Source organism: Streptomyces sp. NPDC005775, from assembly GCF_042871565.1.
Lineage (GTDB): Bacteria > Actinomycetota > Actinomycetes > Streptomycetales > Streptomycetaceae > Streptomyces.
This window is the reverse complement of the sequence record NZ_JBIAIU010000005.1, coordinates 236,870-262,756: the sequence shown is the minus strand read 5'-3', so window position 1 is coordinate 262,756 and position 25,887 is coordinate 236,870. Positions and strand designations below refer to the sequence as shown.

Genomic DNA, 25,887 nt, shown 5'->3' with positions numbered 1-25,887 from the left:
GCTGGCGCTGGGCCCGACATCGGAACCCTACAGCAATGCTGCTCAGTTTGGCTGTACAGCATTGCTGTGCGACGTGGGGACACAGCTTTGCTGACCAACGGGGTAAAGTGCCCTATGCCCACCCAGGAAGCCGCCGCCGTCGCCGCCGAACTGCGCACGGCGATGGGAAAACTCACGCGGCGCGTCACGCACGAGGACCGCATTCCGCTGGGCCAGGTCGCCGTGCTCGGCGTACTCGACCGCGACGGTGCCATGACCACCAGTGACCTCGCCGTCGACCAGCGCGTGCGCCCTCAGTCGATGGCCCGCGCGGTGGGCCTGCTCATGGAACAGAACCTGATCACGCGTCGCGCGCACCCCACGGACGGCCGCAAGTCTCTGGTCGAGCTGTCGGACGCGGGCCGCGCGGCGCTCGAAGCGGAACGCGGCCGCAGGGTCGGCTGGCTCGCCCAGGCCATCGAGGCCGAACTCACGGACGAGGAGCAGGCGTTGCTGGCGCGCAGCGCTGCCCTGCTGGAGCGGCTCGCCGCGCGTTAGTGCCCGCCGGGGAGAGGGGTGGGGCACGGTTCAGCGGTTGAGTCCCGAGCCGGCTGCCGGGGACCTTGGTTCCCACCCGTCATGACCGCGGAGTCCTGTACGTACGGACGTGCCTGACCGGCCCCACACCTCAGACCGTAGCGACCCCCACTGACAGAGGCGTTCCGCCGGGGCGGCAGAACCTGCCAGGAGGGCAGCCCTCAGCTCCGCCAGCTCCTGCTCGTGGCGATCTTCTGCAACTCGTCGAGGCTCAGGGCCGGTTCCGCCCGGGTGGCGGCCTCGTTCTGGTTCGCGCTGTTGAACGCGGAGATCACGACGCGGAAGCCGTCGGGACGGATCGTGTCGACCTGGTTCATCTTCACGCCCTCACCGCCCTTCTCGCCCGGCCCCTGATGTCTGGCCACCTTCGTGCCGTCCGCCAGGACCTTCGTGCCGGAGCCGAAGAGGTCGCCCTCGACGTCGGACATGTCCGGCTGGACGTTGATCTGCACGAAGCTCCTGCCCCGGCCGTCGTCCACCACGACGTACGCGTACTCCCCCTGCTGCTTCCCGGACGCCTTCACCGTCAGGCGGTCGGGGAGCTGCTCGGTCAGCCTGTCCAGGATCACCGCACCGCTCAGGCCCGTGGGGCCCGGCTGCGACGGCGCCGGGGCCGCGGGTTCGGGAAGGGCCGCGAGGACGGGGCGCCACTCCTCGGCCCGGACCAGCGACTTCAACCGGTCCGTCGACAGCGGCGGGGCGGGGCGGCTGATCGCTGCGCCCTTCTCCGCGGGCGCGTTCCATTCGGACACCTGGACGCGGTAGCCCTCGGGCGTCAGCAGGTCCGCGTACCACCACCTGGTCTCCTCGCGCCGGTCCGGGTACTCCCAGCCCTTGTACAGCACGAGCCGCGAGCCGTCCTCGGAGGTGGTGGCGGAGCAATCCTCGTAAGGGTTCAGATTCTTGTCCGGGCAGGAGAACTCGTCCTCGTTCAGCTTCTCGTCCGGGTTCTGCCGGCTCAGGGCCACAGACAGGGCGGCCTTCCCGTGGCCGTCGTCGTACACGACGGAGGCGGCCGGCGGGCGCGGGACCTTATTGGCGCCCGTGCCGCCGATGCCGGGCTGTTCGCTGAACCTGCCTTCCGGCAGCAGCTCCTCGAGCGTCCTGCGCACCTGCTGCTCGGGGGAGAGGGGCTTGGGCGTCGCCTTGTGCGTCGACTGCGCACCGACCGCCGCCCCGTCGCCACCGTCCCGCGAGGCGCCGATGCCCCCCGTGAGGAACGATCCGCCGAGCCCGATCACGGCCAGTGCCGCCACGCTGCCGGTCACCGCGGTGCTGCGGCGCAGCACCGTCCGGCGCCGTCCGCGCACGACCCCGCCGTCCACGAGGGGCCGTCCTGCTGCGGAGAACCCCTCTCCTGCCCGCTTCATCGCCGCGCCGAGCTCGCCCTCGAAGGCGTCCCGGTCCTTCGACGCACTGTTTTCGTGCATGCCGATCACCACCGTCCCCACACCTGTGGAAGAGGAAGAAGAAAGAAGAAGGAAGAAGGAGAGGACTCAGCGCACGGCCAGCTCGCCCATGTTGTCGCCCAGTTGCTCACGCAGCCGGGCGAGCGCACGGGTGCTGCGGGTGCGTACGGCAGCCGAGCTGACGTGCAGCGCATCCGCGGTCTCCGTGACCGACCGGTCCTCCCAGTAACGCAAAACGATCACCGCCCGGTCCTTCGGCGGCAGGCCGCGCAGGGCGTCGAGGAGCGTCATCCTCAAGGACGCGTCCTCCGCCGACTCCCCCGCCCGGTCCGGCAGTTCGCCGCTCGGCCGTTCCCCCGTAGATCTGCGCCGCCGGTACCCGAGATAGCACCGCACCAGCACGGTCTGCGCATACGCCGCAGGGTTGCCGACCCGCGACATACGCCCCCAAATCACGTACATCCGGGCGAGTGTCTCCTGTACGAGATCCTCGGCAAGATGCGTGTCCCCGCCGGTCAGCAGGCACGCCGAACGGAACAGATGGCCCATGCGGCCTTCCGCGAACTCCCGGAAGGCGCTTTCCTTGGACTGCCTCAACAAGCCACTCCTTCTCACCTACACCCTCTTAGATGCGGTGGCCCCCGGGAAATGTTTCACCCGCCCGGACACACGAACATCCCGCACGCACGCACGCACACCCCTTCCGGACGATGAGCCATGGTCGCGGAGGCTGAAGCGAGACGGGACGGGCCCCCTGCGCTCGCAGGGGGCCCGTCCCGTCTCATGGGTGACGCGGGCGGTCAGTCCTCCCGCCGCGCTGCCGCCTCCTGCAGGTACGCGGAGATCATGGCGAGGTCATTGGCGATGTCCAGCACACCCTTGACGTCCGTATCGGGGGTGGAGGCGCCGTTCACACCGGCGAAGAAGGCGTCGAAGCGGCCGTTGCCCTTGTCCAGGTAGCCGGCGATCGTGATGGCGCCGACGGCCAGACGGTTGTTGAGCGCATCCAGCCCGACGGCGGCGCCGGTCTTGGCGAACACCTTCCCGCGGGCGGGGCAGTGGGTGCAGTTGTCTGCCAGCAGACCGTCGACGCCGAGGATGGGCAGCGCGTTGCGGAAGGCTGTCGCCTCGCGGGTGTGCTGCCAGTACGTCAGCAGTTGCACCACGGCCTCGGGCGTGGTCCGGTCGGCGGGGTTTCCGCCACGGCCGTCCGCGAGCTGGACCTGAGTGCGGTCGACACCCGCGTGATCCAGGAAGTCGGCCAGCACCGGGAAGCCGTCCATGCAGTCCTTGCTGCCGGCGGCGACCGCCATCAGACAGATGGCGAGGTTGCCGCCCAGGTTGTGGCTCACCTTGAAGATGAGCTTGGCGTACTGGACGAACGGCGGCGAGGTGTACAGAGCCACCCGCGGCCGGCCGTCGTACGAGCGGGGGAGCTGCCCGACCGGGTTGGCGCCGGTCGGCTTCGCCGTCACCTTCACCCCGGCACGCCCCAGCGCCTCGATCAGCGCGGTGCGCCCGAAGGCCGCCGGGTCGGTGATGGGCGACACCTTCAGAGCCGGTTCGGAGCCGGCCGCGACGGTGCCGGAAAGCCGGATCCGGGTGCCGTTGTCGGAGGTCGTCACCTCGATGTTCGTCGGCTTGCCCGCCGCCACGGTCTTCACCGTCGACGTGACGCGGTACGGGGCGACCTTCGGCCGCCAGTCCAGTCGTGCGGGCGCGCCGGGGCGGGCGCCGGGGGTGGTCAGCAGGTCGATGAGATTGTCGTTGATCATCAACGGCGTCGGGACGGGGATGAAGACCGGCTCGGGCCGGAAGAGCCGGTCGTCGACGATCACGTTCCCGTTGACGTGGGTGATGCCGGACTTCCGTACCTGCTGCGCGATCTTGTTGATGCCGGCGAGCGGATTCTCCGGCGTGAGCGTGGCGCCGGGGAAGTCGTTGGCGTACGTGTGGTCGAGGTCGGTGTAGTCGACCGTGCCGTCGGGGCGGGTCCTGCCGCCCATGGTCAGGTCCCCCTGGGCGACCAGGCCGAGGCTGCCGTTCAGCGTGCTTCCACGGCGCTCGCCGACCGCGTAGACCGGCGTCCTGAAGCGGTGGTCGCCACCGAGGGTGTTCCACGCCCCGGAGGTGCCGAACAGCTTGGCCACCGACCCGGGGATGAAGAACTGCTCGGCGAACCGGCTGTGGACGACCCGACCGCTGTCCGGGTCCTGCTGGAGCAGACCCCACTGGGCGTTGGTGTAGTCCGGCTTCCGCATGATCTCCGTGATCCGCGGATCGAGCCGGTCGGAACCCACGTGGTCGGCCGACGAGGCGGCCTGGGCTGCCGCACCCGATGTCAGGCCGCCCAGGAGCAGCAGGGCACAGCCTCCGGCCACCATGCGCTGCCGAAGGGCTCCGAAGTTCATTCCTCGCACTGCGATACGCACCGTTCGTCTCGGCGGTTTCCTGTCCATGGGGTCAGGTATGGACCCCGATGAACGCCGCGCGCGGGCGGCGCGAACGGTTGTCACCCGAACGGAACGGCGCATGCGTCGAAATGCGCAGCGCCGTTGGATGACCGCGTGCGCAGTGGCCGCGAGCCTCGATGCGGCGAAGGGCGGGAGGGGCCGCGCTCGGTGAGGCGGTAGAGCCCTATACGGGGCAGGCCCGATACGGCAGCAGGGCCCGGACCGAGCGTCGCGTGTGCGTCGCGGTCCGGGCCCTGCCCCGAGCGGTGCCGCCCTGCGGCGGCCGTGCGTCAGCTCTGTGCGGTGTCGTCGCCCGTCTGCGCGGCGCCCTCGGCGGTGTCCTCGGCTGCGTCCGCCTTCTCGCGCATCTTGCGCACCAGCTCCGCCTTCTGCTCGGCCGCACCCTGGCGGTCGAGGTTGCGGTGCGGGCCGTTGTTCTGCCGTTCGGCGCGGGACAGCCTCTTGCGCTGGCCGCCGCCCATGCCCACGGGGTTGTTGATGTTCTTGCTCACGGTCACGGGTTCTCCCGGTAATGATGCGAAGTGATCTACGGATTCGGCGGTGGGGGACGGGCGGCGACGGTGAAGGACGTCAGCGGGGGCCCGTCACACTCTCACTCGTAAATCGGCGTCTGGAAGAACATGACAACGACGTTACCCGGTTCCGCCGGCTCCGCACACCAGCCCCGGTTCACGCAGCAGCCGGCTCCGTCGTCATCCTCGCCCGTGCACGGCGCTCGTCCAGGAACCCCACCGCGAGCAGCGACAGCACCGCTGCCAGGGCCGAAGGTGGCGGTCACACCGTTGAGCAGGCTGTACGGCCGCTTGCCGCGACGACGCGACCGCCGGTCAGCACACAGTCGAAGCCCAGCGGGAAGGAGGACGCCCGTGCCCGGCGGGTTGCCCAAGCGTGCCGGGTGGGAGCGGCGGGGGACGGCCCCACGCCGGACTCGGCTTCACTCGCGTCCTCTGGAGCCCGCCATCGCCCCGCACTGAGTGTCCGCAGACGCCGCTCGGCGCGCTCCGAATCAGCTGGGCAGGCCTGTCAAGTATGCCCTGACCAGGCAAAACAGGCTCGGGGGGTGAAGTCTCGGGGATGTGGGGAAGAAGGTGCACCAGCCGATGGGAGGGTGTTGTGATGGGTGAAGATCTGGAACTGGGCGAACTGCTGGCCGCTGCCGAGGCAGCTCCGCCCGGTGAGTCCGTCGAGGTGGTGGCGCACGACCTGCAGAAGCGGTTCGGCGCGGAGTGCGTGTCCTTCCTGTTCGTCGACCTCATCGGCGAGCGGCTGGTACGGCTGACCGCGGCCGGCAGCACCGCCGAGGACGCCGACGAGCCCATCGCGTTGCTGGGAAGCGTCTACGACCGAGTCCTGCAGAGCCAGCGCCAGCACGTGGAAGCGGACGACCAGGGCAGCCGGCGCGTCATCACGCCGGTCACCAACCGGGGCGACCGCATCGGCGTCCTGGAGGTGACCCTGCAGGCCTGCGACGACACCGTGCTCCGGCAGGTGCGCGAGGCTGCGCACGCGCTGGCCTACATCATCGTCACGGACCGCCGCTTCACCGATCTGTACCACTTGGGCCGGCGCACCACCCGGACCAGCCTGGCCGCGGAGATCCAGCACCAGCTGCTTCCTTCGGCCCCCTGCTGCGAGGCGGACGAGTTCACCCTCGCCGCCGGGCTGATCCCGGCCGACGACATCGGTGGCGACACCTACGACTACACCCTCGACCGCGACACCCTGCACCTGTCCATCACCGACGCGATGGGGCACGACACCGACTCCGCGCTGCTGGCGACCCTGCTCGTCGGAGCGCTGAGACAGTCGCGCCGCAGCGGTTGCGACGCCGTCAACCAGGCCAACCACGCCCACCAGACCCTGCTCAGTCACAACCGCGGCCTGGCTACCGGGCAGCTGCTCTGCGTCGATCTCGACACGGGCTTGTGCGAACTGGTCAACGCCGGCCACCCCCGCCCCCTGCGGCTGCGCGGCGACACCGTCGAAGAGGTCGAGCTCGCCGTCAACCTGCCCTTCGGCGTGGCAGGCCCCAGGCCCTATCGCCTGCAAGAACTCCAACTGCTGCCTGGAGACCGCCTGGTCCTGCTCACCGACGGCATGCAGGAGCGGGACGCGGCCGCCGTCGACCTGGCCTCGATCATGCGCGAGACCAGGGCGCTGCACCCGCGAGAAGCCGTCCGAAGCCTGACCGGGGCGGTGCTCGAGGCCTGCTACGGCCACCTCAAGGACGACGCCACCATCCTGATTCTGGACTGGCACGGCAGCCGCGACCGAGCGACACGATCCAGACCGGACCGCACGAGACCGTAGCGGGAGGAGCGTAAACACCCCACAGAGTGCGGCAGTGGCCGTCCGCCATGCGTGCCCTCGTGCTCATGGGCACGTTGTCGTTGCGCCATGAGGTCCTGAACCCGGGGGCACGGGTGGGGCACGCAGCAGCGCTGCTGAGCGTGTTCCCATGGCTCGGCGGAAGGCCCCGTAACGTGTCCGACCTGCTGGACGGGCGTGGCCCAGGTCCACCGTCAGGCCGATGACCCACTGTCGACGACCAGGTCGGTGCCGACCACTGCGCCGGCGGCGGGCGAGGCCAGATAGAGCACCGCGGCCGCCACTTCCTCGGCCTCCGCGACCCGGCCGAGAGGGTTCTCCGACTTCACCCGCGCGGCACGGTCGGCCTCGGTCTCGCCGGGCCGTAGTGACATGGGAGCGGCGGAGGCGCCCGGGCTGACCGCGTTGATGCGAATGCCCTGGTGGATGTGGTCGAGAGCCGCGGCGCGGGTCAGCGCGGAGACCGCCGCCTTCGAAGTGATGTACGCGGCGGCGTTCGGGATGCGCAGGTGAGCCCCGAGGTTGGAGGAGATGTTGACGATGACCCCACCGCCGTTCTCCTTCATGTGGGCGATCTCGTGCTTCATGGCCAGCCAGACGCCGGTGACATTGGTCCGCAGCACCGCGTCCCAGTCCTCCTCGCTCACCTCTCCGACGGGGACGGTGCCGCGGAGTATTCCGGCGTTGTTCACCGCGATGTCGAGCCCGCCGAAGCGGGTGACACTCCCGCGTACGAGGTCCCGGAGCCGGTCGGAGTCGGTGACGTCGACCGGGATGGCGGCAGCCGTGCCGCCGGCCGCCTCGATGAGACCGACCGTCTCGTCCAGAGAGGCCGCAGTACGTCCCGCGGCGATGACGGACGCGTCCTCGGCGGCGAAGGCGAGCGCGATCGCACGCCCGAGACCGGAACCTGCGCCCGTGACGAGCACGGTCCTGCCGGAAAAGCGATTCAACTTCAGCAACTCCTTCGGTGGGTGGATCAGTTGGCGCGGTGGGTGAGGACGGCTACGACGGCGAGGGCGGAGCCCGTCGCGGCCAGGGACACGGCATCGCTGCCGAGCGTGAGCAGGAGTGCGAACACAACGGTCGGGCCGAGTTCCATCGCGCTGTTCAGCACACCGCCGGCGAGCCCGGCCTGTTGCGCCGGTACGCCTTCGGTGGCGAGCACGGCGGCTCCGCCGAAGGACGCCGCCGCACCGGCCGACAGCAGTACGAGGCCCGGCAGCAGCCCGTACGCGTACGGCGTGTGGACGTGGAGTCCGCTGGAGGCGAGCAGGGCGAGCCCGGCCGCACCGGTGCCGAGTCCGGCGGTCGTGACGGCTCCGGCCCCGTACCGGATGACGAGCGGCCCTGCCGCCCGGCTCGAAGCGATCAGCGCGACGGCGAACGGCACGAACGCGGCTGAGGTCCGCAGGGGTGACCAGTCGCGTGTCTGCTGCAGGTGGAGCGAGAGGACCACGAAGGTCATCGCTGTCCCACAGGCGCTCAGCGCGATGGCCGTGAGCGCGAGGGCTCGCCGTCGGTCGAGGAGGAAGCGGGTCGGCAGCAGCGGGTCGGCGGTACGACGCTCGGCATACAGGAACGCGACAAGCAGTGCGGCCCCGCTGAGCAGCGGCACGAGCACGCCGGCTGACGACCGGGGCCGGACGTCGGTGACGACGAGTCCGTAACTGGCGAGGGTGATCCCGGCAGTGGCGAGCAGAGCCCCCGGCAGGTCGAGAGTCCGGCCCCGGTGCGGGGCGGTGTGCGGCAGTAGCCGGGGCATGAGGGTCAGGGCGGTGACCGAGACCGCGAGGGGGATGAGGAAGGTCCAACGCCACGACAGCCACGCCAGGATGACGCCGGAGAGCAGATTGCCGACGGTCGCACCGAGTACCGAGAGGCCGCCCCAGGTGGCCATCACCCTGCCGTACGCGAGGGGGGACGGGTAGACGACGCGCAGTACGGCCATGGCGGCGGGCGCGACGAGGGCAGCCCCGGCGCCCTGTACGAGGCGGGCCGCGAGCAGCACCCCGATGCCGGGGGCGAGCGGGGCGGCGGCCGAGGCGGCGGCGAGGAGGAGGAGGCCGACGGCGAGGGTACGCCGCCCGCCGTAGCGGTCGGAGAGACGGCCGCCGAAGAGCAGCAGCCCGGCGAAGGTCAGTCCGTACGACGCGCTGAGCAGGATCAAGTCGGGCCGCCGCAAGCCGAATTCGCGCCCGATGAGAGGCAACGGCACAGCGATGACGGCGAGTGTGAAGATCAACGTGGCCTGGACGATCCCGAGAAGGGCGAAGGCGTACCGGTGCCGAACGTCGACGACGCGGGCGGCTTCCTCGGCCGTCATGACCCTCCCCATATTTGATCGATCGGTCCATTATTCGGGCAGTGAGAGAGGAGGTGGTGATGCCTGCGCGCGTGATTCAGTCCAGCAGGGTCAGCGCCTGCTCGGCCGCGTCACGCACCCGGGCGGGATCGCTGGACGCCTTGCCGACGATCCGTACGCCCTGCAGCAGGACGAGCAGCATGCGGGCCAGCGCACGCGGATCGCGATCCCCGGACAGTTCGCCCTGGGCCCGCGCTCGTACGAGTGCGGAGTGCAGCAGTGTCTCCAGGCGCTCCCAGCTGCTCTCGACCTGGCGGGCCGCCGCGGGGTCGTGCGGAGCCAGTTCGGCCGCCGTGTTGGTGACGAGGCAGCCATACAGCCGGCCCTCGGGGGAAGCGGCCTCCGCGGCGAAGCGGCGTACCACCGCCCGTACCGCGGGCAGCGCGGGCCCCGGCTGGGACAGCTCGTCGAGGAGGAGCGGATCGCGCCCTTCGGCATACCGGTCCAGGGCCTTCAGGTACAGCTCGTGCTTGTTGCCGAAGGTGGCGTAGATGCTGGCGCGGCCGATGCCTAGGTGCTCGACGAGGTCGGCGATCGACGTCGCTTCGTAACCGCGCCGCCAGAACAGCTCAAGGGCCGACTGCAGCGCGGCGTCCGGATCGAATTCCTTGGTCCTGGCCACATCGGAGACCATAAGCGAATGCAGAACGATCGGTCAATAACTACCCTCTCTGGGTGCGCTGTTGAGGGGACTGCTCCGTCGCGACGTGTCGGGCGTGCCCGTCCGCCCTGCCGCCCTTCGCCCGTGCGCGCCGGAACCGGGTCCGACGTCGTGCCGCGCCTGCTTCGCTCGCCCGCGGCGGGGACTCGCCGCGGGCGCTCCGAGCCACCTCGGAGCCGGCGCGCAGCGGTGCGGGATGCGAACACGGAGCGCCGCCGCGCATGCGTACCTCGATTGCGCTTTCCCTCTCCCGCATGTCGCAGCATCGGAAGTGCGCTTGAATTCGCCGTGATCAATCTCGCTATGTTGCCAAAGCGGCGCCGGAGCGGGATGACCATTTCCCGAATATCGCGACATTTATCTAGGAGTGCTGCGTTTCGCCGTGATGCGGGAAGCTTCGTCCGCAGTTCTCAGGAATAGGAATTACTCGGAGGGTTGGCTTGCGTTGTTGCGGGCTCGATGATGTGCGTAAGGGAAAGTGGCTGATCGTTTTCATGATAGGGTCGTAATGAATTCACAGGGCGCCACGATTTAAAAGGGGAATGGCGTGAATACCGAGAAGGTTACGGCTCGACGTCTTACGGCCGAGGAGATTTCAGGGTTGGGCCTCCAGGACGGCATCTTCGTCTCGGCGGGGACGCATGGCCTTCCTCTCGACTGCTACGCCCCGGCTTTTCTTACGGAGCCGGGTCATGCTTTTGAGGGAGGGGCCTTCACCGCCAAGACGATCTTCGGTGAGGAGGTGCACGTCCTCCCGGACAACGCTGAAGAGGGCGGGATCTGGATTGCCGACAAGGCGGGGGAAGAGATCGAGGTTCTCCAGAGCGCCGGCGTCCTCCTGAACCTCGCCCTCTTCGTTCCCGGCGGGAGCAAGGAATCCCTGGAGTCGCTCTACTCCGCAGCGCGGGACGCGTTCGGCGCGGGGGTCGTCCAGCGCTGGAGCGAGGAAGCCGTCGCGGTGCCGGACGTCAAGGTCGACCTGTACGAGGAGCCGGCCCGGGGGCGGAAGAACACGAACAACCAGAACCGCGACCGCCGCGCCCTGGACATCTACCCGACCCGGGTGCGGTTCCTGGAGCCCAGTGCGGGCTGGAAATTCATCGTCGAACCGCACAAGGAGATCGTCGACGACACGCCGACGATCTGACCGGCATCTGATCTGACGGCAGCCTGAAGACCACATGGACGGCGCGAACCCCCTCCCGGTGGCCCACGCAAGGGGGCGTAACACCCCTGCTGGTCAAACGGAGCGGCTGTTGTCAGCAGCTCAACCAGACGCTCGGCTGGAATCTCCCAGCCGGGCGTTCTGCGTCAGGAACTGGAGGGCGCGAGGGTGCCGTCCCGCTCCTGGTCTCCTGGTCTCACCTCCGCGCGGGCGCCAGATGTGCGAGGCCACGGAATCGACTCGGGGCACCACGTGGCCGAAGAGGCTCCGGATGCGCTCGCCGACTCCCTGGGCGCCTTCTTCGTCAGCGGTCTGCCGCCGCACATGCCGACTAGGTGATCCCCCGGCACCGAACTGATGGTTTGGCGGAGGGCTCCCCCCTTTTCAGTCTCGATCGTCGTACCGAGCGGCGAAGGGTGGCAATGCGGTCGCGCAAGGCGGTCGCGCAAGGCGGTGCGCAACGAGTCGGGGGCGAGGGCGTGAGCGTCGGTGTCGAGCTGCCATACCGCCCAGACCGCGTGCCGCAAGCCCGCGAAGGTCACGTCCAGACGAACCCAGCCCTCGCCCTCCGGTTCCTCGGCGCGGACAGCTCGAGCGGTGTTCAGCAGTTCTTCTCGTCCTCCACCCCCTCGGCCTTCATCGCCGCCGCGGGCCTCGGCCTTCTGTGGCTTACAGCGGTCACGGTCCGGCCGGTGGCCGCCGAGGCGAACCGCTGGACGCGTGCGAGAAACGCCGGTCCCTCCGTACGGAGTCCGTCAGGAACCACTCGGTTCGATCAGGCGGCCGACGTGCGCGAAGGAGCGGATCAGCTCGGTTTCGGTGGCGGTACGCCACAGCAGCGCCCAGTGGGCCGGAGGAGCGTCGTGGACGGGGACGTACACGAGGTCGGCTCGGGCGTAGCTCCGGCTGGCGTGGGAGTGCACGAACGCGACGGCCTCGTCATTGGACAGGATCGGAAGCATCGCGGTCTCGGTGGTGACGGTCGGACCCACCCGGAGCGGACGCCCGCTGGGGGTGTGGCTCGGCGTGAGGGCCTCGCGCCAGTAGTCGGGTTTGGCCCCGCCGATGACGACTTCGTCGGTCAGGTCCTCGTACGACACGGTCTCTCGCCGGGCGAGCCGGTGCCCGGCTCCGACGACGAGGACGACGGGTTCGATCCTGACGACCGGTCCGACGGTGAGGTCGGCCTCCTCGACCGGCAGCCAGGCGATCTGCACATCGACCTCGCCGGCGCGCAGCGGTCCGAACGGGTCGCCGAATCCGACGTATCGGATCTGGACGTCACATGTGGGGTGCCTGGCGGCGAAGGCGTCGAGCAGCAGCCGGAAATCCTGGACGTTGCTGGAGAGCATGCCCAGGCGCAGCACTTCGGTCTTCTCGCCGGCCGAGCGGATGGCACGCTCCACGGCTTCGTGCAGGCCGCGGTACACGGGCAGCAGGTCGGAGAAGAGCTGCCGGCCGATCGGCGTCATCGTCACGGACCGGCTGTTGCGCTCGAACAGGGCGGCTCCGATGCGGCGTTCCTGCTTCTTGATCGCCTGGCTGACGCGGGCGGGCGTCACGTGCAGCCGCTCTGCCGTCCGGCCGAAGTGCAGTTCCTCGGCCAAGGTCAGGAAGACCTCGATATCGCGCAGTTCCACGCCGACTCTCTTCGTCGTCAAGCGAGAGGTTAACGCAGCTTATCGGACCCGGTGTTGTCCCCGGGGCCCGTCTGCACCGAGGCTGGGCAGGTCGGGACGGGGCTCCGTTCAGCAAGGGGGCTCACCGGACTTCGGGTACCCGGCACGGGGAGACGCGCCGCGCTCGCGACCCGTCCAGTGGTACTTCGAAGAGGAGACATCAGTGAAGGCAGTCGTTCCCGCCGACCCGACCGCGCTGCATCCCATGCCCGGCCAGCCGCGGGTGGTCCTGCTGAAGCCGCTGGTCACGTCGCCGCTGATCGAGGTGGGGGAGTATTCGTACTACGACGACCCGGACGACCCGACCGCGTTCGAGACGCGCAACGTGCTCTACCACTACGGGCCGGAGAGGCTCGTCATCGGGAAGTTCTGCGCGCTGGGCACGGGGGCTCGGTTCATCATGAACGGCGCCAACCACCGCATGGACGGCCCTTCGACCTTCCCCTTCCCCACCATGGGCGGCTCCTGGGCCGACCACTTCGATCTGCTGACCGGCCTGCCCGACCGTGGGGACACGGTCGTCGGCAACGACGTCTGGTTCGGCCACGGCGTGACGGTCATGCCCGGGGTGCGCATCGGCCACGGCGCGATCCTCGCCACGGGCTCCGTGGTCACCTCCGACGTGCCCGACTACGGCGTCGTGGGCGGCAACCCGGCCCGGCTCATCCGCACCCGATACGACGACGAGGACATCGCCCGGCTCCTGGCGGTTGCCTGGTGGGACTGGCCCGCCGAGCACCTCACCGACCACATCCGCACCGTCATGTCCGGCAGAGTCGACGACCTGCAGAAGGCGGCCCCCGCACAGCCGTAGCGGCACGTCACAACCTCGGCCGTGCCGCGGGAGCGCCGCATCGGCCGTCGAGCTGTCCGGGCTCCGAAGACCGGTGGCGCGACGTGGCACGACCGCTCTGCCGCCGCCCTCCGGCCGTGCTCCTGCACGAGGTCGCTCCTCACCCCCACCCTGTCCATCGAGATACTTCCCCGATACGAGAATCGAGTCATCAGCATGCCGGATGGGCGCCCCTCCGACTCGTTCGCCGACTGGCTCGGCGGGCATGCGATCCCGCTCACCCACCTCGATCCCGAGGCGTCCCTCGACGACCTGGAACCGCTGCGCGACCTCATCGGCCGTGCGCGTGTCGTCGCGGTCGGCGAACACTCCCATTTCGTCGACGAGTTCATCCGGCTGCGCCGCCGCCTCGTGCGATTCCTGGTCGAACGCTGTGGCTTCACGGTCCTGGCCTTCGAATACGGCTTCAGCGAAGGCTTTCCCCTCGACGCCTGGGGCCAGGGCGAGGGCACGGAAGACGCGCTGAGGGCTCATCTCGCCGAGGCGATCCCGGTCGGTGTCGACGGACCGCTGCGCTGGATCCGCCGGCACAACCGCACGGCCCCGGCACCGGTGCGCTTCGCCGGCATCGATATCCCGGCCGCCGGTGGATCCCTGCTGCCCGCCCTGGCCCCGATCGCCGACTACCTGCGCCAGGTCGACCCCGACACCCTCCCGATCGTCCAGAAGGCGATGCGGATCGCCGAATCGTTCGCCGGCGCCTCCGCGGCGGTCGCCGCGCCCGCGTGGACCCGTCTGCCCGCCGCCGACCAGGACGCCCTCACCTCGGCCCTGGCACGCCTGCTCATCCGGTTTCGCGCCGTCGCACCGCTGTACGTCTCCCGCGGGGACCGGCAGAGCTATGACATCGCCCTGCACCGTCTCGAAGGTGCCTGCCGGGCCGACCACGGATTCCGAGCCATGGCCGGCCTGTTCGCCGGAAAAGGGCTGACGGCCGACACCTCGGCCCGGGACCTCTACATGGCCGAGTCCGTCCTGTGGCACCTGGAGCGCACCGAGCCGGGAGCCCGCATCGTGCTGGCGGCCCACAACGCCCATATCCAGAGAACGCCGATCTCCTTCGGCGGCCACCTCACCGGGTTCCCGATGGGGCAGTACCTGAGCGACGCTCTCGGCGACGACTACTTCGCCCTCGGCCTCACCAGCTCCGGCGGACACACTGCGGAGATGGTCCGCGACGAGGGGGCGCGCTTCGGCTTCACCATCGAGCACACCGCACTGCAGCCGCCCGAACCGGGCAGTGTGGAAGCCGCCTTCGCCGCGGCCGGTCTCGGGCTCAGTGTCACCGGCCTCCACCGGGCACGCACGGGGACCGCGGAACCCGCCTCCGCCCCCGACCGCATCCGGCTGCAGAGCACCTTCCTGCACACCCCCGTCCTGGACGCGTTCGACGGCATCCTGCACACCCCGGCCTCCACCGTGACCGACGGCATGGACGCCGAGTCGTCATCGCCGTGAAACCACGATCCCCCGGCTGCGCAACGGCTGAGCCGGGAACCACGTACGGAACGATCCTGAGGAAGAAGACATGACAAGCAGGTTCGCAGAGTTGGTCATCGACTGTCACGACCCGGAGAGGCTCGCCGCCTTCTGGTGTGAGGTCCTGGACTTCAAGGTGATCGAGCGGGCACAGGGCAAGGTCGAGATCGGCTCCTGGGTGCCGACCGTCGAGGAGGTCAGGGCCCGCCAGATGCCGCCCACTCTCGTGTTCATCCAGGTGCCCGAGGGCAAGACCGTGAAGAACCGGCTTCACCTCGATGTCAGCCCGATCGACGACAGCACCGACAACGAGGTGACCAGACTGCTCGGCCTCGGCGCCGCCAAGGTGGACGTGGGGCAGGGCTCCGGGAGGAGGTGGGTGGTCATGGCCGATCCCGAGGGCAACGAGTTCGACGTCATGCGCACCCTTGCACCATCCGAGTCCTGAGAGGCCTGGACACCACACTAGGCCCCGGACTCCGACACAGCAGCCGTTGGACCTTCACGCCGAAGCGGAAGCGCGTCGCTGCCCGCGCTGACCAACTACAACTCGAGCGGAGCCACCAACAGCCTCGGTGGCTCGGGAGCGCCCTTCACGGTCACCATGCCGTCGGTAGCCGTCCCGTCGGACACCGCCCACGTCACCGCTTACGGGCGCAGCGCCGACTCCTACGGCCTGTACAAGCCCTGGGACAGGACCAGTGGCTCCATCCGGCTCTACGTGGCGTGCTTCGACCCCGGCGGAGCGCCGGTGAAGACACCCTTCTTCGCCGCCTACACCTCGGCGTTCTGACCTGAGGCACAGCTACGACCGGAGCGCGGCCCCGGAAGCGCGCGCTTCCGGGGCACTCCTGATTCGCCGAGCGAGCGGCGCACAGCGGGGGCCGATGCCGACGTGTCGGAAGAGCCGATCCGTGGCCGCGTTACTCATGCCGAGGTGAGTACGTCAACTCTGTTCAGTTCCGGGGGCATCCGGGACGGTTGAGCCATGCCGCAACGATCTCTGAAACTCTTTCCCCAGCTGATGGCGATCCTCGCGCTGGCTGTGATGGCGCTAGCGGCGTGGGCTGCCTGGCTGGGCTGGGACCAGCACCGTGACGTGCAGCCTGATGGTTCGGAGACCGGCCCGTACGAGGCGTGGCAGGTGATCGGGCTGGTGCTGACTTTGATGGCGCCGGTGTATTGGGCGGCATCCCGGCGCTACATCGCAGGCGCCGCGCTCGGCGTCCCAGTCGGCCTGACCGGTGCCGCCTACTACGACTGGTCGGACGACTACAGCGGCCTGTTCATGGTCGGCGTGGGGATGATCGCGGTGGGGAGCCTCGTCGCCACCAGCGTTGCTTCCGCCATGATCGCCTTCGTGAAATCAAGCCCCACCCCATCTCGACAGCGACCTTGAAACCGTCGTGGCAGCGATGTCGCCGTGCGTGCAAATCCCACGCCCACCGCAGGTGAACGGCCCCTGAGCTGCCTACCCAAAAGCCCCGGCCGTTGGCTTGGGGCTTTTGCGTGGAGCGGGTGACGAGAATCGAACTCGCGCTCTGAGCTTGGAAATCAACGGTTCTTGCGCGGCTGGAGTGGCTCTGACCTGCATGTTCGGCTGGCGCGGTCGAGGCTGGCGTGGTCTCTGGGTGCCCTGCATGACCGCTGTTGTCCGCTCCGAAGGGCACGAATGGGGCACGAGGGTGTTCGATGCCGCCGTGCCGCGGATGGGAAAGCTTCGCCGCGCCGGATTCGGCGCCCGCCGTCGCGCGATTTCACCCCCGGCGATCCGTCGCAGTGCAACCCGGTCGACCGTCATCGATTCGGCCCGTGGTACCAGCGGTCGGCGGACTGCGTCACAACGCTGTCACTGGCGGGAAGCCCGACATGAGGTACTAAGGTACCGTGAGCGTTGGAGGTGGGATTATGACCACGGCTTCGAAGCCGCCCCGGCAGTCGCCGCTCAAGGTGGACCCGGCGACGGACAAGTTGATCAGCCAGGGCGCACATTTCCTGGGCCTGACGAAGAAGGACCTGGTCGCGGAGGCGGTACGGGTTTACCTGGACCAGCGGCGTGCGGATCTGCGTGAGGGCATGGTGGAGGCGCTCAGCGTCTTGGACGGCTCCTTGAAGTCGGACGTCATGCTCCTGACCGGTCTGACATCGGAGGAGATCGACGCGGTCGGCGGGATCGACGAATGACCGGTCCCGCTGCGATGCGTCCCGCCAGGCCCACCCTGCGGTGCCTGCGCGATGACCTCGGACTCCCCCTGCCGGCGGTGACCGACCCCCTGGACGAGATCGAGCACCCGATCCTGGCGAAGACCGCCGAGCAGTTCGCGGATGACGATGCCAAGCATGAGCGCATCCGCGCTGTCGATGATCAGGTGTTGTTCAAGGTGAAGGTCCAGCGTTGGCGCGGGGCGGTCTGGGTGGACGCCGATCTTCCGTGGCTGGTGGCGGCCGGCCGCCGCGAGGACGGTTCCACCGACGACTTCTATGCCGCTCTCGAAGCCGACGGCAAGACCGCCCGATCCCGCTACAACGCCGGCAACGCCGACGCGCTCAAGTCCGCCACGCACACAACCCACTTACTCCCCGCTCGCGAGGACCACGTTCGCTATCGCGCCGAAGCGGGAGTCCGTTTCGTCCGGCGACTCCGGACCACGGTTCTGACGCTGAGCCGTGGCACCCTCCGGGACGGCCAGGAACACACCGTGGATTTCGACACCTTCACCGTCGGCCTTCAGGTCCGCGCCGACGACGGCCACGAAACGTACCTCGCGGTGCGGATCACGGGTTCGGTCCCGCCGAACCTCACCACCTTGATCCTGCGCAACGTCCCCGGCTGCGAGGCCGACGGCTGGTACCCCGAATACGCCCTGCCGGAACGGGATCTGCTCCCCGCCGAACAAGCCTGGTCCAACCTGATGGACCCCCGCGAGGCCGCCCGACTCCTCGACGCGGAGCCGTAGCAGTCGGAACAAAAACAAGGCCCTGGTCTCTGACCAGGGCCTTCCGCGTGGAGCGGGTGACGAGAATCGAACTCGCGCTCTGAGCTTGGGAATCGCCGGCGCTTGGATTGGCGAAGTCGCCCTGACCTGCATGTTTACCTGGTCCAGGTGAGCTCGGTGTGGTCTATGGGCGCCGTGCTTGACCGCTGTTGTCCGCTCCGATGGGCACGGATGGGGCACGACGGCCGAGGGGCGATCAGTCCCTCTCGCGAACCGCGACCTGTCGCGTAGTCGGCATCCGTCAGGCCATCAGTCCTCGTGCGGGGACGCGAGCTCGTGAAGTCGTTCCCCGATGTCGTCGGCCCAGGTCTGTGCCCACTGACGCAGCCCGGCGATCGCCTCCTCGTCCAGCCCGTAGGCGGCGAATTCCGTGTCATCGATCCAGTCGGCTCCGCCCAGCCGAGCTTGGAGCTCGCTGAGATCGAAGGAGTCCCGGGCATGGCGCCGGCCGAGTTCCTCGAGTTCGACGGGGTTCCAACGGCCCGTGGCGGCCTGCACGTCGATAAGGTCCCTGGCGAGTCCGCGGTCGGCCAAGGCGCGGACCTTCGTGCCCACGACATCTTCGAGGGACAACACCAAGCCGTGCTCGGTGTTTACGGGTGGCCGCCAGAGTGCTTCCTTGAGGATGTCGACCTCGCACTCTTCACGGCTGACAGGGTCGGTGACGATCAGGCGCGCGGACAGAGGGTCTGTTTCCAGAGCGCTGACCTGCCACCCGCGCTGCTCCAAGCCGATGCGTACGGCAGTCGCAATGTTGTCCATGCGCTCGGGGTTTTCGGTCGCGACATCGAGGTCCTGGCTGAGCCGGTCGACCAGGCCGTGCGCCTGGACTGCGTAGCCACCGGTAAGCGCCAGAGGATATTCGCCGCCTACGGCGAGCACGTCTGCAAGCAGGCGACGGTGCAGACCGGTGAGGTTCACGCAGCGGCCTGGGTACTGTGAGCCAGCTCGTCGAAGGAGCGTTCCCAGACTTCACGGACATCACGGCTGATCAGTGTGCGCAGCGTGGGCCACAAGCTGACGAGGAGGCCGCGGTTGAGGTACCGGACCAGGTCGTCGTGCTGGCCCTCCGCCAACACGATGCGGTAGTAGCTCATCCGCAGCCGGGGCTGGTCGAGGTCGAACGTGGTCAGTCCCGACCATGCCAAGTGAAGTGGCAGGTTCACTGTGCCGTGCTCGGGTCCTGCCAGCTCGGAGAGCGCTGCGGGCGCGCGCCTGGCGAACTTGGCACGGCGGAGATCGGAAAGACTGGGCTGTGATGCCATACGTCGATTATCCAGGGAGAGGCCACGGGCGCCGACCGGACGGTGACAGGGTGCTGGATACAAAGAAGCCCCCGGCCGCTGGCCTGGGGCTTTTTCATGGAGCGGGTGACGAGAATCGAACTCGCGCTCTGAGCTTGGGAAGCTCATGTTCTACCATTAAACTACACCCGCATAACGCACTGGCTTGCCAGCGACGCATCGACCCACACTCTACCCCATCGCGGACCCCCCGAGGCGTGAGCCCGGCTGTGGGTCGTGGTGGGGCCCGGTCCGGGGGGTGGGGAGTGGATGGGGGTGTGTCGGGCGGGAGTTGGGGGCGTAGCGTGGGTGGTCGGAGTGCCGCGTGCGGTGGCGTCCTGTTCATCCCCTAATGTGGCTTTCTCGTCCACGGCTTGATGGGGAAGGGACTTGATGGACTCCTTGGAGCGCACCGTCGTCCGCTGTGCCGAAGGGCACGTTTTCACTACCGCCTCGTTCCCGATGCAGCAGCTCGGGCCCGGGCGGATCGGTCCCGGGCGGCTCATCCGCTGTCCTCGTTGTGCGCGGTTGCGGCATGCCGTGCCTGTGGTGTTCGAGGAGCGGTAGAGGAGCTGTAGAGGAGAGCGGCGGGAGAGCGAAGGACAGACGCGCGGGCGGCCCGATGAGGGTGGGTCCGCGCGTTCTGCGTATCCTCGGTGGGTGCTTCTCTCAGACAAGGACATCCGGGCCGAGATCGACGCCGGACGCGTACGTATTGATCCTTTCGATGCGTCGATGGTGCAGCCGTCGAGCATTGATGTGAGGCTCGACCGCTTTTTCCGGGTGTTCGAGAACCACCGCTATCCGCACATCGATCCGGCCGTCGAGCAGGTTGATCTGACGCGTACCGTCGAGCCGGACGGGGACGAGGCGTTCATCCTGCACCCCGGTGAGTTCGTGCTCGCCTCTACGTACGAGGTCATCTCGTTGCCCGACGACCTCGCGTCGCGGCTGGAGGGCAAGAGCTCGCTCGGCCGGCTCGGGCTGGTGACGCACTCGACGGCCGGGTTCATCGACCCGGGGTTCTCCGGGCACGTGACCCTGGAGCTGTCGAATCTGGCGACGCTGCCGATCAAGCTGTGGCCGGGGATGAAGATCGGTCAGCTGTGCATGTTCCGGCTGAGTTCGCCGTCGGAGTTCCCGTACGGCTCCGAGCGGTACGGGTCGCGGTACCAGGGGCAGCGTGGTCCGACGGCGTCGCGGTCGTACATGAACTTCCACCGGACCCAGGTGTGATGCCCGATGAGCGATGACGTGCGGGAGAACCTGACGTACGACGGCTTCGGGCATGCCGTGCGGGAGCTGGCGCAGGCCGTGGCCGACGACGGGTACGAGCCGGATGTGGTGTTGTCCATCGCGCGCGGCGGGGTGTTCGTCGCGGGTGGGCTGGCGTACGCGCTGGACTGCAAGAACATTCACCTGGTGAACGTGGAGTTCTACACGGGTGTGGGCACCACGCTGGACATGCCGGTCATGCTGGCGCCCGTGCCGAACGCTATCGATTTCTCGGACAAGAAGGTCCTCATCGCCGACGACGTCGCCGATACCGGGAAGACGCTGAAGCTGGTGCGCGACTTCTGTATCGATCATGTCGCCGAGGTGCGTTCGGCCGTGATCTACGAGAAGTCGCATTCGCTCGTGAAGTGCGAATACGTGTGGAAGAAGACCGATCGCTGGATCAACTTCCCCTGGAGTGTGGAAAAGCCCGTCGTGCGGCGCGGTGGGCAGGTTCTGGACGCCTGACGGGCGAGATGTTCGGGGCCGCGCGGACGCAGGAGCCCCCGCGGTCTCTTCGGTGATCGACCGAAGGGGCTGCGGGGGCTCTCGTTCTTTCTAGATCGTGCCCAGTTTGAGGATCGAGACCAGCGCGAGCAGCTGGATCGCCGACGCGCCCAGCGCCTTCGGCCACGGCAGGTCGTGGGACTTGCTCACCATCGAGGTGAACAGGGCCGCGGCCGCCAGCCAGGTGAGCCAGCCCAGGATCTGGACCAGGGAGTTCTCGCCGCCCAGGAAGAGCGCGAAGATCAGGCGCGGGGCGTCCGTGATCGACATGATCAGCATGGAGAGGCCCACGGTCGGCTGCCATGCGCCGTCGCCGCCCAGCTGGCGGGCGAGGGTGTGGGTGACCGCGCCGAGCACCAGACCGCCGAGCACGAAGCCGATGCCGGTGATGACGACGTAGGGGATGGCGTTGCCGACGGGTGCGCCGATCGCGTCGTCGCGGGCCTCGTCGAAGCCGAACAGGGCCAGCAGGCCGTAGAGGAACGTGACGACGAGCGCCGGGCCCCAGACGGGGTAGTCGCGCATCTGCCAGAACGTCGGCCCCGGGCGCGTCACGATGCCGCTCAGCAGCTGCTTCCAGTGCAGGCGCGGGCCCGCGGGCTGGGCGGGGGCCTGCCCGGCGCGGTAGGTGTTGCCGTCGCCGTACGGGTCCTCGTTGATGCTGAAGGCCTGGGTGTGGCCCGGGCTGTTCGCGTACGGGTCGCCCTGGTGGTGCTGCTGGGGGTGGTGGGGTTGTGGGTACGGGTCGGCGAAGTACTCGGGCTCGTCGGCCCCGCCGCTGTTGTAGCCACCGTTGTAGCCGCCCTGGTGCCCGGGGGCGTTGTTGTAGCCGCCGCCTTGGGGCGGGGCGCCGTTGCCTCCCGTCGGCGGCCATTGCTGCTGTCCGTACGGCGGTGGTGCCTGATTGCCGTACGGCTGCTGCCGCGGTTGTTGTCGCGCTTGCTGCGGGGTGCGGTTGTCCCGGCCGCGTCCGATCCTGAATCCAGCCACGTCATCGAACGTACCTGGTCCGCACGGGCCGGGTGGTCGGGGCGGGGGAACTGGGCCGCCTTTGCCGCCTAGCTGTGACATCCCCTAAGGGAACCCTGGGGGGTTGTCCTCAGCCCGCTGTGAACAGGGCCGTGGTGAAGGTGATCAGCGGACGGTCCGGCGTCGACGCCGGGTACAGCGCGATCAGGTCCGCCGTCTCGCCCCGGTGCGTGCGGACCACCGTGTCCGGCTTCCCGTCGCCGTCGAAGTCCGCGTACCGCTGGAGAAGGGTCGTTTCCGCTCGGGCCGGGGCCGTGCTGCCGGCCGCCTTGCGCAAGGGCGCCGCCGGGAGGTCCGCGGCCGGTGCTCCGAAGCGGTACGCGCCGCCCGGGCGGCCCGGTCCGTCGGGGCTGCCGAGCAGCAGCGTGCCCTTGCCGGCGGTGCCGGGCTCATGGGGGCGCGCCGTGTACACCAGGTCGTCGTACCCGTCGTCGTTCGTGTCCGTCCGGGGCTCGGGGGCGGACAGGGCCGGCCCCGCGCCGGGGATGGTGCCGCCGGCGGCGTGCGGGCGGCCGTCGCGGGTGAACGGGCCCCGCAGGAAGCTCAGCCGGCCCGCGCTCGCCGTCACGGCCAGGTCCGGCTTCCCGTCGCCGTCGAAGTCGCCGCAGACGGGGTGGTCCGGCCAGGCGTCGCCGAAGCGCGCCCGGTCCGGGATGCGCAGGGTGACCGCCTTGCCGGTGAGGCCCGCGGGGGAGCCGAAGAGGATCTGCAGCGGTACGGGCGGGCGGCCGACGCCGTTGTACGGGGGGTCGGTGGCCACGATCAGATCGGTGAAGCCGTCCCGGTCCAGGTCGCACGACTCCTGGGCGTCGAAGGCCGAAGGGAGCGTGTCGCCGACCTTCGCGGCGTTCGTACGCGCGCTGAGCAACTGGCGTACCGAGGGGTCGAGGCCGCGGGCGGCGGAGCCGTACACGATGCCGATCCCGGCGTCGTCGCCGTGGCTGTCGGCCGCCGGTTTCACCAGGTCGTCCAGGACGAGGTCGCGGTGGCCGTCGCCGTTGAAGTCGTCGGGGGTGCGGCTGCCGGTGCCGTGCGGGACCGCGTGGCGCTCGGCGCCCGCCAGACCGGTCAGGGCGGTGGGAGGGGCGTCGCCGTTCTTGGGGGCCGAGGAGGAGCCGGGGGAGCCGCCGCAGGCCGTCAGCAGGAGTACGCAGAGGCCGCCGACCGCCGCTGTCGTGGCCGCGCCGGGTGTCCGGCCGCCGGTGCGTGCTGTCGTTCTCGCCCTGCGTATCCGCACGGGATACCTCCGATGCGATGCGTTCCCCGTGGGAATACCTCGTAGGTCGCGGCCGTCGCGGCCGCCCCACATGATGCGTCATCGGAGCCGTGAAGCAGAAGCGGCCGGTCCTGCCCCCGAGGCAGGTCCGGCCGCTCGTGCAACGCGATGGCACGGTCGACGGTTACTTCAACCGCTCGACGGATACCTCATCCGGTCGACGGTTACTTCAACCGGCCGACGGTTGCTTCACACCGGTTCCGGTTCTACTTCACCGGTTCCGGCTCCGGTGCGTCAGCCGGTTCCGGCTCGCCCGCCGGGTCCGCCGGGGTCTTCACGGAGTCGAGCAGCAGCTGCGACACGTCGACCACCTGGATCGACTCCTTCGCCTTGCCGTCGTTCTTCTTGCCGTTGACCGAGTCGGTCAGCATGACGAGGCAGAACGGGCAGGCGGTGGAGACGATGTCCGGGTTGAGGGAGAGGGCTTCGTCGACGCGCTCGTTGTTGATGCGCTTGCCGATCCGCTCCTCCATCCACATCCGGGCACCACCGGCGCCGCAGCAGAAGCCGCGCTCCTTGTGGCGGTGCATCTCCTCGTTCCGCAGACCCGGGACCTTCGCGATGATCTCGCGCGGGGGCGTGTAGATCTTGTTGTGACGGCCCAGGTAGCAGGGGTCGTGGTACGTGATCAGGCCCTCGACCGGGGTCACCGGGATCAGCTTGCCCTCGTCGACGAGGTGCTGGAGCAGCTGCGTGTGGTGGATGACCTCGTACTCGCCGCCGAGCTGCGGGTACTCGTTCGCGATGGTGTTGAAGCAGTGCGGGCAGGTCGCGACGATCTTCTTCGTCGCCTTCGCCTTCTTCGTCGAGTCGTCCTCGTCGTCCTCGCCGAACGCCATGTTCAGCATCGCGACGTTCTCCTGGCCGAGCTGCTGGAACAGCGGCTCGTTGCCCAGGCGGCGGGCCGAGTCACCCGTGCACTTCTCGTCGCCGCCCATGATCGCGAACTTGACGCCCGCGATGTGGAGCAGCTCCGCGAAGGCCTTCGTGGTCTTCTTGGCCCGGTCCTCCAGGGCGCCTGCGCAGCCGACCCAGTAGAGGTAGTCGACCTCGGTGAGGTCCTCGACGTCCTTGCCGACGATCGGGACCTCGAAGTCGACCTCCTTGGTCCACTCGACGCGCTGCTTCTTGGCGAGCCCCCAGGGGTTGCCCTTCTTCTCCAGGTTCTTGAGCATCGTGCCCGCCTCGGACGGGAACGCGGACTCGATCATCACCTGGTAGCGGCGCATGTCGACGATGTGGTCGATGTGCTCGATGTCGACCGGGCACTGCTCGACGCACGCACCGCAGGTGGTGCAGGACCAGAGCACGTCCGGGTCGATGACGCCGTTCTCCTCGACGGTGCCGATGAGCGGGCGCTCGGCCTCCGCGAGGGCGGCGGCGGGGACGTCCTTCAGCTGCTCGGCCGAGGCCTTCTCGTTGCCCTCCATGTCCTTGCCGCCGCCGGCCAGCAGGTACGGGGCCTTGGCGTGCGCGTGGTCGCGCAGGGACATGATCAGGAGCTTCGGGGAGAGCGGCTTGCCCGTGTTCCAGGCGGGGCACTGCGACTGGCAGCGCCCGCACTCCGTACACGTGGAGAAGTCGAGGATGCCCTTCCAGGAGAACTGCTCGACCTGGGAGACACCGAAGACGGCGTCCTCGGCCGGGTCCTCCCAGTCGATCTCCTTGCCGCCCGTGGTCATCGGCTGCAGCGCGCCCAGCGCGACCTCGCCGTCGGCGTTCCGCTTGAACCAGATGTTCGGGAAGCCGAGGAAGCGGTGCCAGGCGACACCCATGTTGGTGTTGAGGGAGACCGTGATCATCCAGATCAGCGAGACGCCGATCTTGATCATCGCGGTGAAGTAGATGAGGTTCTGCAGCGTGCCGAGCGCGAGTCCCTTGAAGGCGAGGACCAGCGGGTACGAGACGAAGTACGCGGCCTCGTAGCCGCCGACGTGGTGGATCGCACCCTCGAGACCGCGCAGGGTCAGGATCGCCAGGCCGATGACGAGGATGACGTACTCGACGAAGTACGCCTGCCAGGCCTTCGAGCCCGCGAACCGCGACTTGCGGCCGGCCCGGGAGGGGAGGTTCAGCAGCCGGATGGCGATCAGCACGAGGATGCCGACCGTCGTCATCAGGCCGATGAACTCGATGTAGAGCTCGAACGGCAGCCACTCACCGATGATCGGCAGCACCCAGTCGGCCTTGAAGAGCTGTCCGTACGCCTGGAGCAGGGTCGGCGGCAGCGTCAAGAAGCCGATCGCGACGAACCAGTGCGCGAAGCCCACGATCCCCCACCGGTTCATCCGGGTGTGGCCGAGGAACTCCTTGACCAGGGTGATCGTGCGCTGCTTGGGATCGTCGGTGCGGCTGCCTGCCGGTACCGGCTGTCCGAGGCGGACGAACCGGTAGATCTGCGCGACCGCTCGGGCGATGAGCGCAACGCCGACTACGGTCAGCACCAGCGACACGATGATCGCGGCGAGTTGCATGTGGGGCTCCTCGGGCCTGCGAGGGTGGGGTCCAGCGGTGTTCGCTGATGACTCAGAG

Annotated in this window: 25 protein-coding genes, 1 tRNA gene and 1 pseudogene; 12 read left to right on the top strand and 15 right to left on the bottom strand. The window is 68.9% G+C overall.

From position 1 onward, the window contains the following. Positions 1-114: 114 nt before the first annotated feature. The gene (locus tag ACFYPA_RS14690) at positions 115-537 is read left to right on the top strand and encodes a MarR family transcriptional regulator (protein ID WP_359080899.1); all 423 of its coding nucleotides are present in this window, start codon (positions 115-117) and stop codon (positions 535-537) included. 200 nt (positions 538-737) lie between these two features. Here ACFYPA_RS14690 and ACFYPA_RS14685 read toward each other — a convergent pair whose 3' ends face one another. From ACFYPA_RS14685 to ACFYPA_RS14670, 4 genes are all read right to left on the bottom strand, one after another. Next, positions 738-2,006: a hypothetical protein gene (locus tag ACFYPA_RS14685; protein ID WP_389131972.1), complete on the bottom strand. Its 1,269-nt coding sequence runs from the start codon at positions 2,004-2,006 to the stop codon at positions 738-740. A gap of 66 nt (positions 2,007-2,072) precedes the next feature. Further along, on the bottom strand, positions 2,073-2,582 hold the full coding sequence (locus tag ACFYPA_RS14680; protein WP_359080895.1) for a SigE family RNA polymerase sigma factor: 510 nt from the start codon (positions 2,580-2,582) through the stop codon (positions 2,073-2,075). Positions 2,583-2,785: 203 nt separating this feature from the next. Next, positions 2,786-4,396 (bottom strand): D-alanyl-D-alanine carboxypeptidase/D-alanyl-D-alanine-endopeptidase, encoded by a 1,611-nt coding sequence (dacB, locus tag ACFYPA_RS14675; protein WP_389131970.1) that lies wholly within the window; start codon positions 4,394-4,396, stop codon positions 2,786-2,788. A 332-nt stretch (positions 4,397-4,728) separates the two neighbouring features. After that, positions 4,729-4,956, bottom strand: a complete 228-nt coding sequence (locus tag ACFYPA_RS14670) for a DUF6243 family protein (RefSeq protein WP_359312670.1) — start codon at positions 4,954-4,956, stop codon at positions 4,729-4,731. Between the two features lie 616 nt (positions 4,957-5,572). Between ACFYPA_RS14670 and ACFYPA_RS14665 the strand changes: the two genes are divergently transcribed. Continuing rightward, complete coding sequence (locus ACFYPA_RS14665) at positions 5,573-6,769, top strand: PP2C family protein-serine/threonine phosphatase (RefSeq protein WP_389131967.1); 1,197 nt, start codon at positions 5,573-5,575, stop codon at positions 6,767-6,769. A 212-nt stretch (positions 6,770-6,981) separates the two neighbouring features. Here ACFYPA_RS14665 and ACFYPA_RS14660 read toward each other — a convergent pair whose 3' ends face one another. The 3 genes from ACFYPA_RS14660 to ACFYPA_RS14650 form a co-directional block, all read right to left on the bottom strand. Then, entirely contained in the window at positions 6,982-7,740 is a 759-nt protein-coding gene (locus ACFYPA_RS14660; protein ID WP_359080887.1) for an SDR family oxidoreductase, read from the bottom strand. A 26-nt stretch (positions 7,741-7,766) separates the two neighbouring features. Then, positions 7,767-9,113, bottom strand: coding sequence for an MFS transporter (locus ACFYPA_RS14655; RefSeq protein WP_389131965.1), 1,347 nt, complete (start codon positions 9,111-9,113; stop codon positions 7,767-7,769). Between the two features lie 76 nt (positions 9,114-9,189). Further along, positions 9,190-9,774 carry a TetR/AcrR family transcriptional regulator gene (locus tag ACFYPA_RS14650; protein ID WP_389131962.1) on the bottom strand — a complete coding sequence of 195 codons (585 nt, stop codon included), beginning with the start codon at positions 9,772-9,774 and terminating at the stop codon, positions 9,190-9,192. A gap of 586 nt (positions 9,775-10,360) precedes the next feature. Between ACFYPA_RS14650 and ACFYPA_RS14645 the strand changes: the two genes are divergently transcribed. Continuing rightward, positions 10,361-10,960, top strand: coding sequence for a hypothetical protein (locus ACFYPA_RS14645; RefSeq protein WP_359080881.1), 600 nt, complete (start codon positions 10,361-10,363; stop codon positions 10,958-10,960). A gap of 449 nt (positions 10,961-11,409) precedes the next feature. Here ACFYPA_RS14645 and ACFYPA_RS14640 read toward each other — a convergent pair. Continuing rightward, positions 11,410-11,595 (bottom strand): annotated as a pseudogene (locus ACFYPA_RS14640) (WYL domain-containing protein); the annotation flags it as partial. 138 nt (positions 11,596-11,733) lie between these two features. Beyond that, positions 11,734-12,639: a LysR substrate-binding domain-containing protein gene (locus ACFYPA_RS14635; RefSeq protein ID WP_389131960.1), complete on the bottom strand. Its 906-nt coding sequence runs from the start codon at positions 12,637-12,639 to the stop codon at positions 11,734-11,736. 223 nt (positions 12,640-12,862) lie between these two features. Here ACFYPA_RS14635 and ACFYPA_RS14630 point away from each other — a divergent pair, with 223 nt between their 5' ends. The 7 genes from ACFYPA_RS14630 (at position 12,863) to ACFYPA_RS14600 (ending at position 17,946) form a co-directional block, all read left to right on the top strand. After that, complete coding sequence (locus ACFYPA_RS14630) at positions 12,863-13,471, top strand: CatB-related O-acetyltransferase (protein ID WP_389132138.1); 609 nt, start codon at positions 12,863-12,865, stop codon at positions 13,469-13,471. Between the two features lie 195 nt (positions 13,472-13,666). Beyond that, positions 13,667-14,968 carry an erythromycin esterase family protein gene (locus tag ACFYPA_RS14625; RefSeq protein ID WP_389131957.1) on the top strand — a complete coding sequence of 434 codons (1,302 nt, stop codon included), beginning with the start codon at positions 13,667-13,669 and terminating at the stop codon, positions 14,966-14,968. A 70-nt stretch (positions 14,969-15,038) separates the two neighbouring features. Next, positions 15,039-15,437 carry a VOC family protein gene (locus ACFYPA_RS14620; protein WP_389131955.1) on the top strand — a complete coding sequence of 133 codons (399 nt, stop codon included), beginning with the start codon at positions 15,039-15,041 and terminating at the stop codon, positions 15,435-15,437. A gap of 156 nt (positions 15,438-15,593) precedes the next feature. After that, positions 15,594-15,782: a hypothetical protein gene (locus ACFYPA_RS14615; protein ID WP_389131952.1), complete on the top strand. Its 189-nt coding sequence runs from the start codon at positions 15,594-15,596 to the stop codon at positions 15,780-15,782. Positions 15,783-15,977: 195 nt separating this feature from the next. Beyond that, on the top strand, positions 15,978-16,388 hold the full coding sequence (locus tag ACFYPA_RS14610) for a hypothetical protein (protein ID WP_389131950.1): 411 nt from the start codon (positions 15,978-15,980) through the stop codon (positions 16,386-16,388). Between the two features lie 509 nt (positions 16,389-16,897). Further along, on the top strand, positions 16,898-17,173 hold the full coding sequence (locus tag ACFYPA_RS14605; protein ID WP_359080871.1) for a hypothetical protein: 276 nt from the start codon (positions 16,898-16,900) through the stop codon (positions 17,171-17,173). Beyond that, positions 17,170-17,946: a hypothetical protein gene (locus ACFYPA_RS14600; RefSeq protein WP_389131947.1), complete on the top strand. Its 777-nt coding sequence runs from the start codon at positions 17,170-17,172 to the stop codon at positions 17,944-17,946. Before ACFYPA_RS14605 ends, ACFYPA_RS14600 begins: the two co-directional genes overlap by 4 nt. A gap of 288 nt (positions 17,947-18,234) precedes the next feature. Here ACFYPA_RS14600 and ACFYPA_RS14595 read toward each other — a convergent pair whose 3' ends face one another. From ACFYPA_RS14595 to ACFYPA_RS14585, 3 genes are all read right to left on the bottom strand, one after another. Next, positions 18,235-18,906 carry a nucleotidyl transferase AbiEii/AbiGii toxin family protein gene (locus ACFYPA_RS14595; RefSeq protein WP_359080867.1) on the bottom strand — a complete coding sequence of 224 codons (672 nt, stop codon included), beginning with the start codon at positions 18,904-18,906 and terminating at the stop codon, positions 18,235-18,237. Continuing rightward, complete coding sequence (locus ACFYPA_RS14590) at positions 18,903-19,250, bottom strand: transcriptional regulator (protein ID WP_359080865.1); 348 nt, start codon at positions 19,248-19,250, stop codon at positions 18,903-18,905. The genes ACFYPA_RS14595 and ACFYPA_RS14590 overlap by 4 nt, the downstream gene beginning before the upstream one ends. 97 nt (positions 19,251-19,347) lie before the next feature. Then, positions 19,348-19,421 (bottom strand) — tRNA-Gly (locus tag ACFYPA_RS14585). 507 nt (positions 19,422-19,928) lie between these two features. Here ACFYPA_RS14585 and dcd point away from each other — a divergent pair. Both dcd and ACFYPA_RS14575 read left to right on the top strand, forming a co-directional pair. Next, on the top strand, positions 19,929-20,504 hold the full coding sequence (gene dcd, locus ACFYPA_RS14580) for a dCTP deaminase (protein WP_359080863.1): 576 nt from the start codon (positions 19,929-19,931) through the stop codon (positions 20,502-20,504). Positions 20,505-20,510: 6 nt separating this feature from the next. Next, complete coding sequence (locus ACFYPA_RS14575; protein ID WP_356322308.1) at positions 20,511-21,011, top strand: phosphoribosyltransferase; 501 nt, start codon at positions 20,511-20,513, stop codon at positions 21,009-21,011. Between the two features lie 90 nt (positions 21,012-21,101). Here ACFYPA_RS14575 and ACFYPA_RS14570 read toward each other — a convergent pair whose 3' ends face one another. From ACFYPA_RS14570 to ACFYPA_RS14560, 3 genes are all read right to left on the bottom strand, one after another. Then, positions 21,102-22,040: a Yip1 family protein gene (locus ACFYPA_RS14570; protein ID WP_359080860.1), complete on the bottom strand. Its 939-nt coding sequence runs from the start codon at positions 22,038-22,040 to the stop codon at positions 21,102-21,104. Positions 22,041-22,149: 109 nt separating this feature from the next. Further along, complete coding sequence (locus ACFYPA_RS14565; protein ID WP_389132135.1) at positions 22,150-23,310, bottom strand: FG-GAP repeat domain-containing protein; 1,161 nt, start codon at positions 23,308-23,310, stop codon at positions 22,150-22,152. Positions 23,311-23,561: 251 nt separating this feature from the next. Beyond that, on the bottom strand, positions 23,562-25,829 hold the full coding sequence (locus tag ACFYPA_RS14560; protein WP_359080858.1) for a (Fe-S)-binding protein: 2,268 nt from the start codon (positions 25,827-25,829) through the stop codon (positions 23,562-23,564). Positions 25,830-25,887 lie beyond the last annotated feature (58 nt).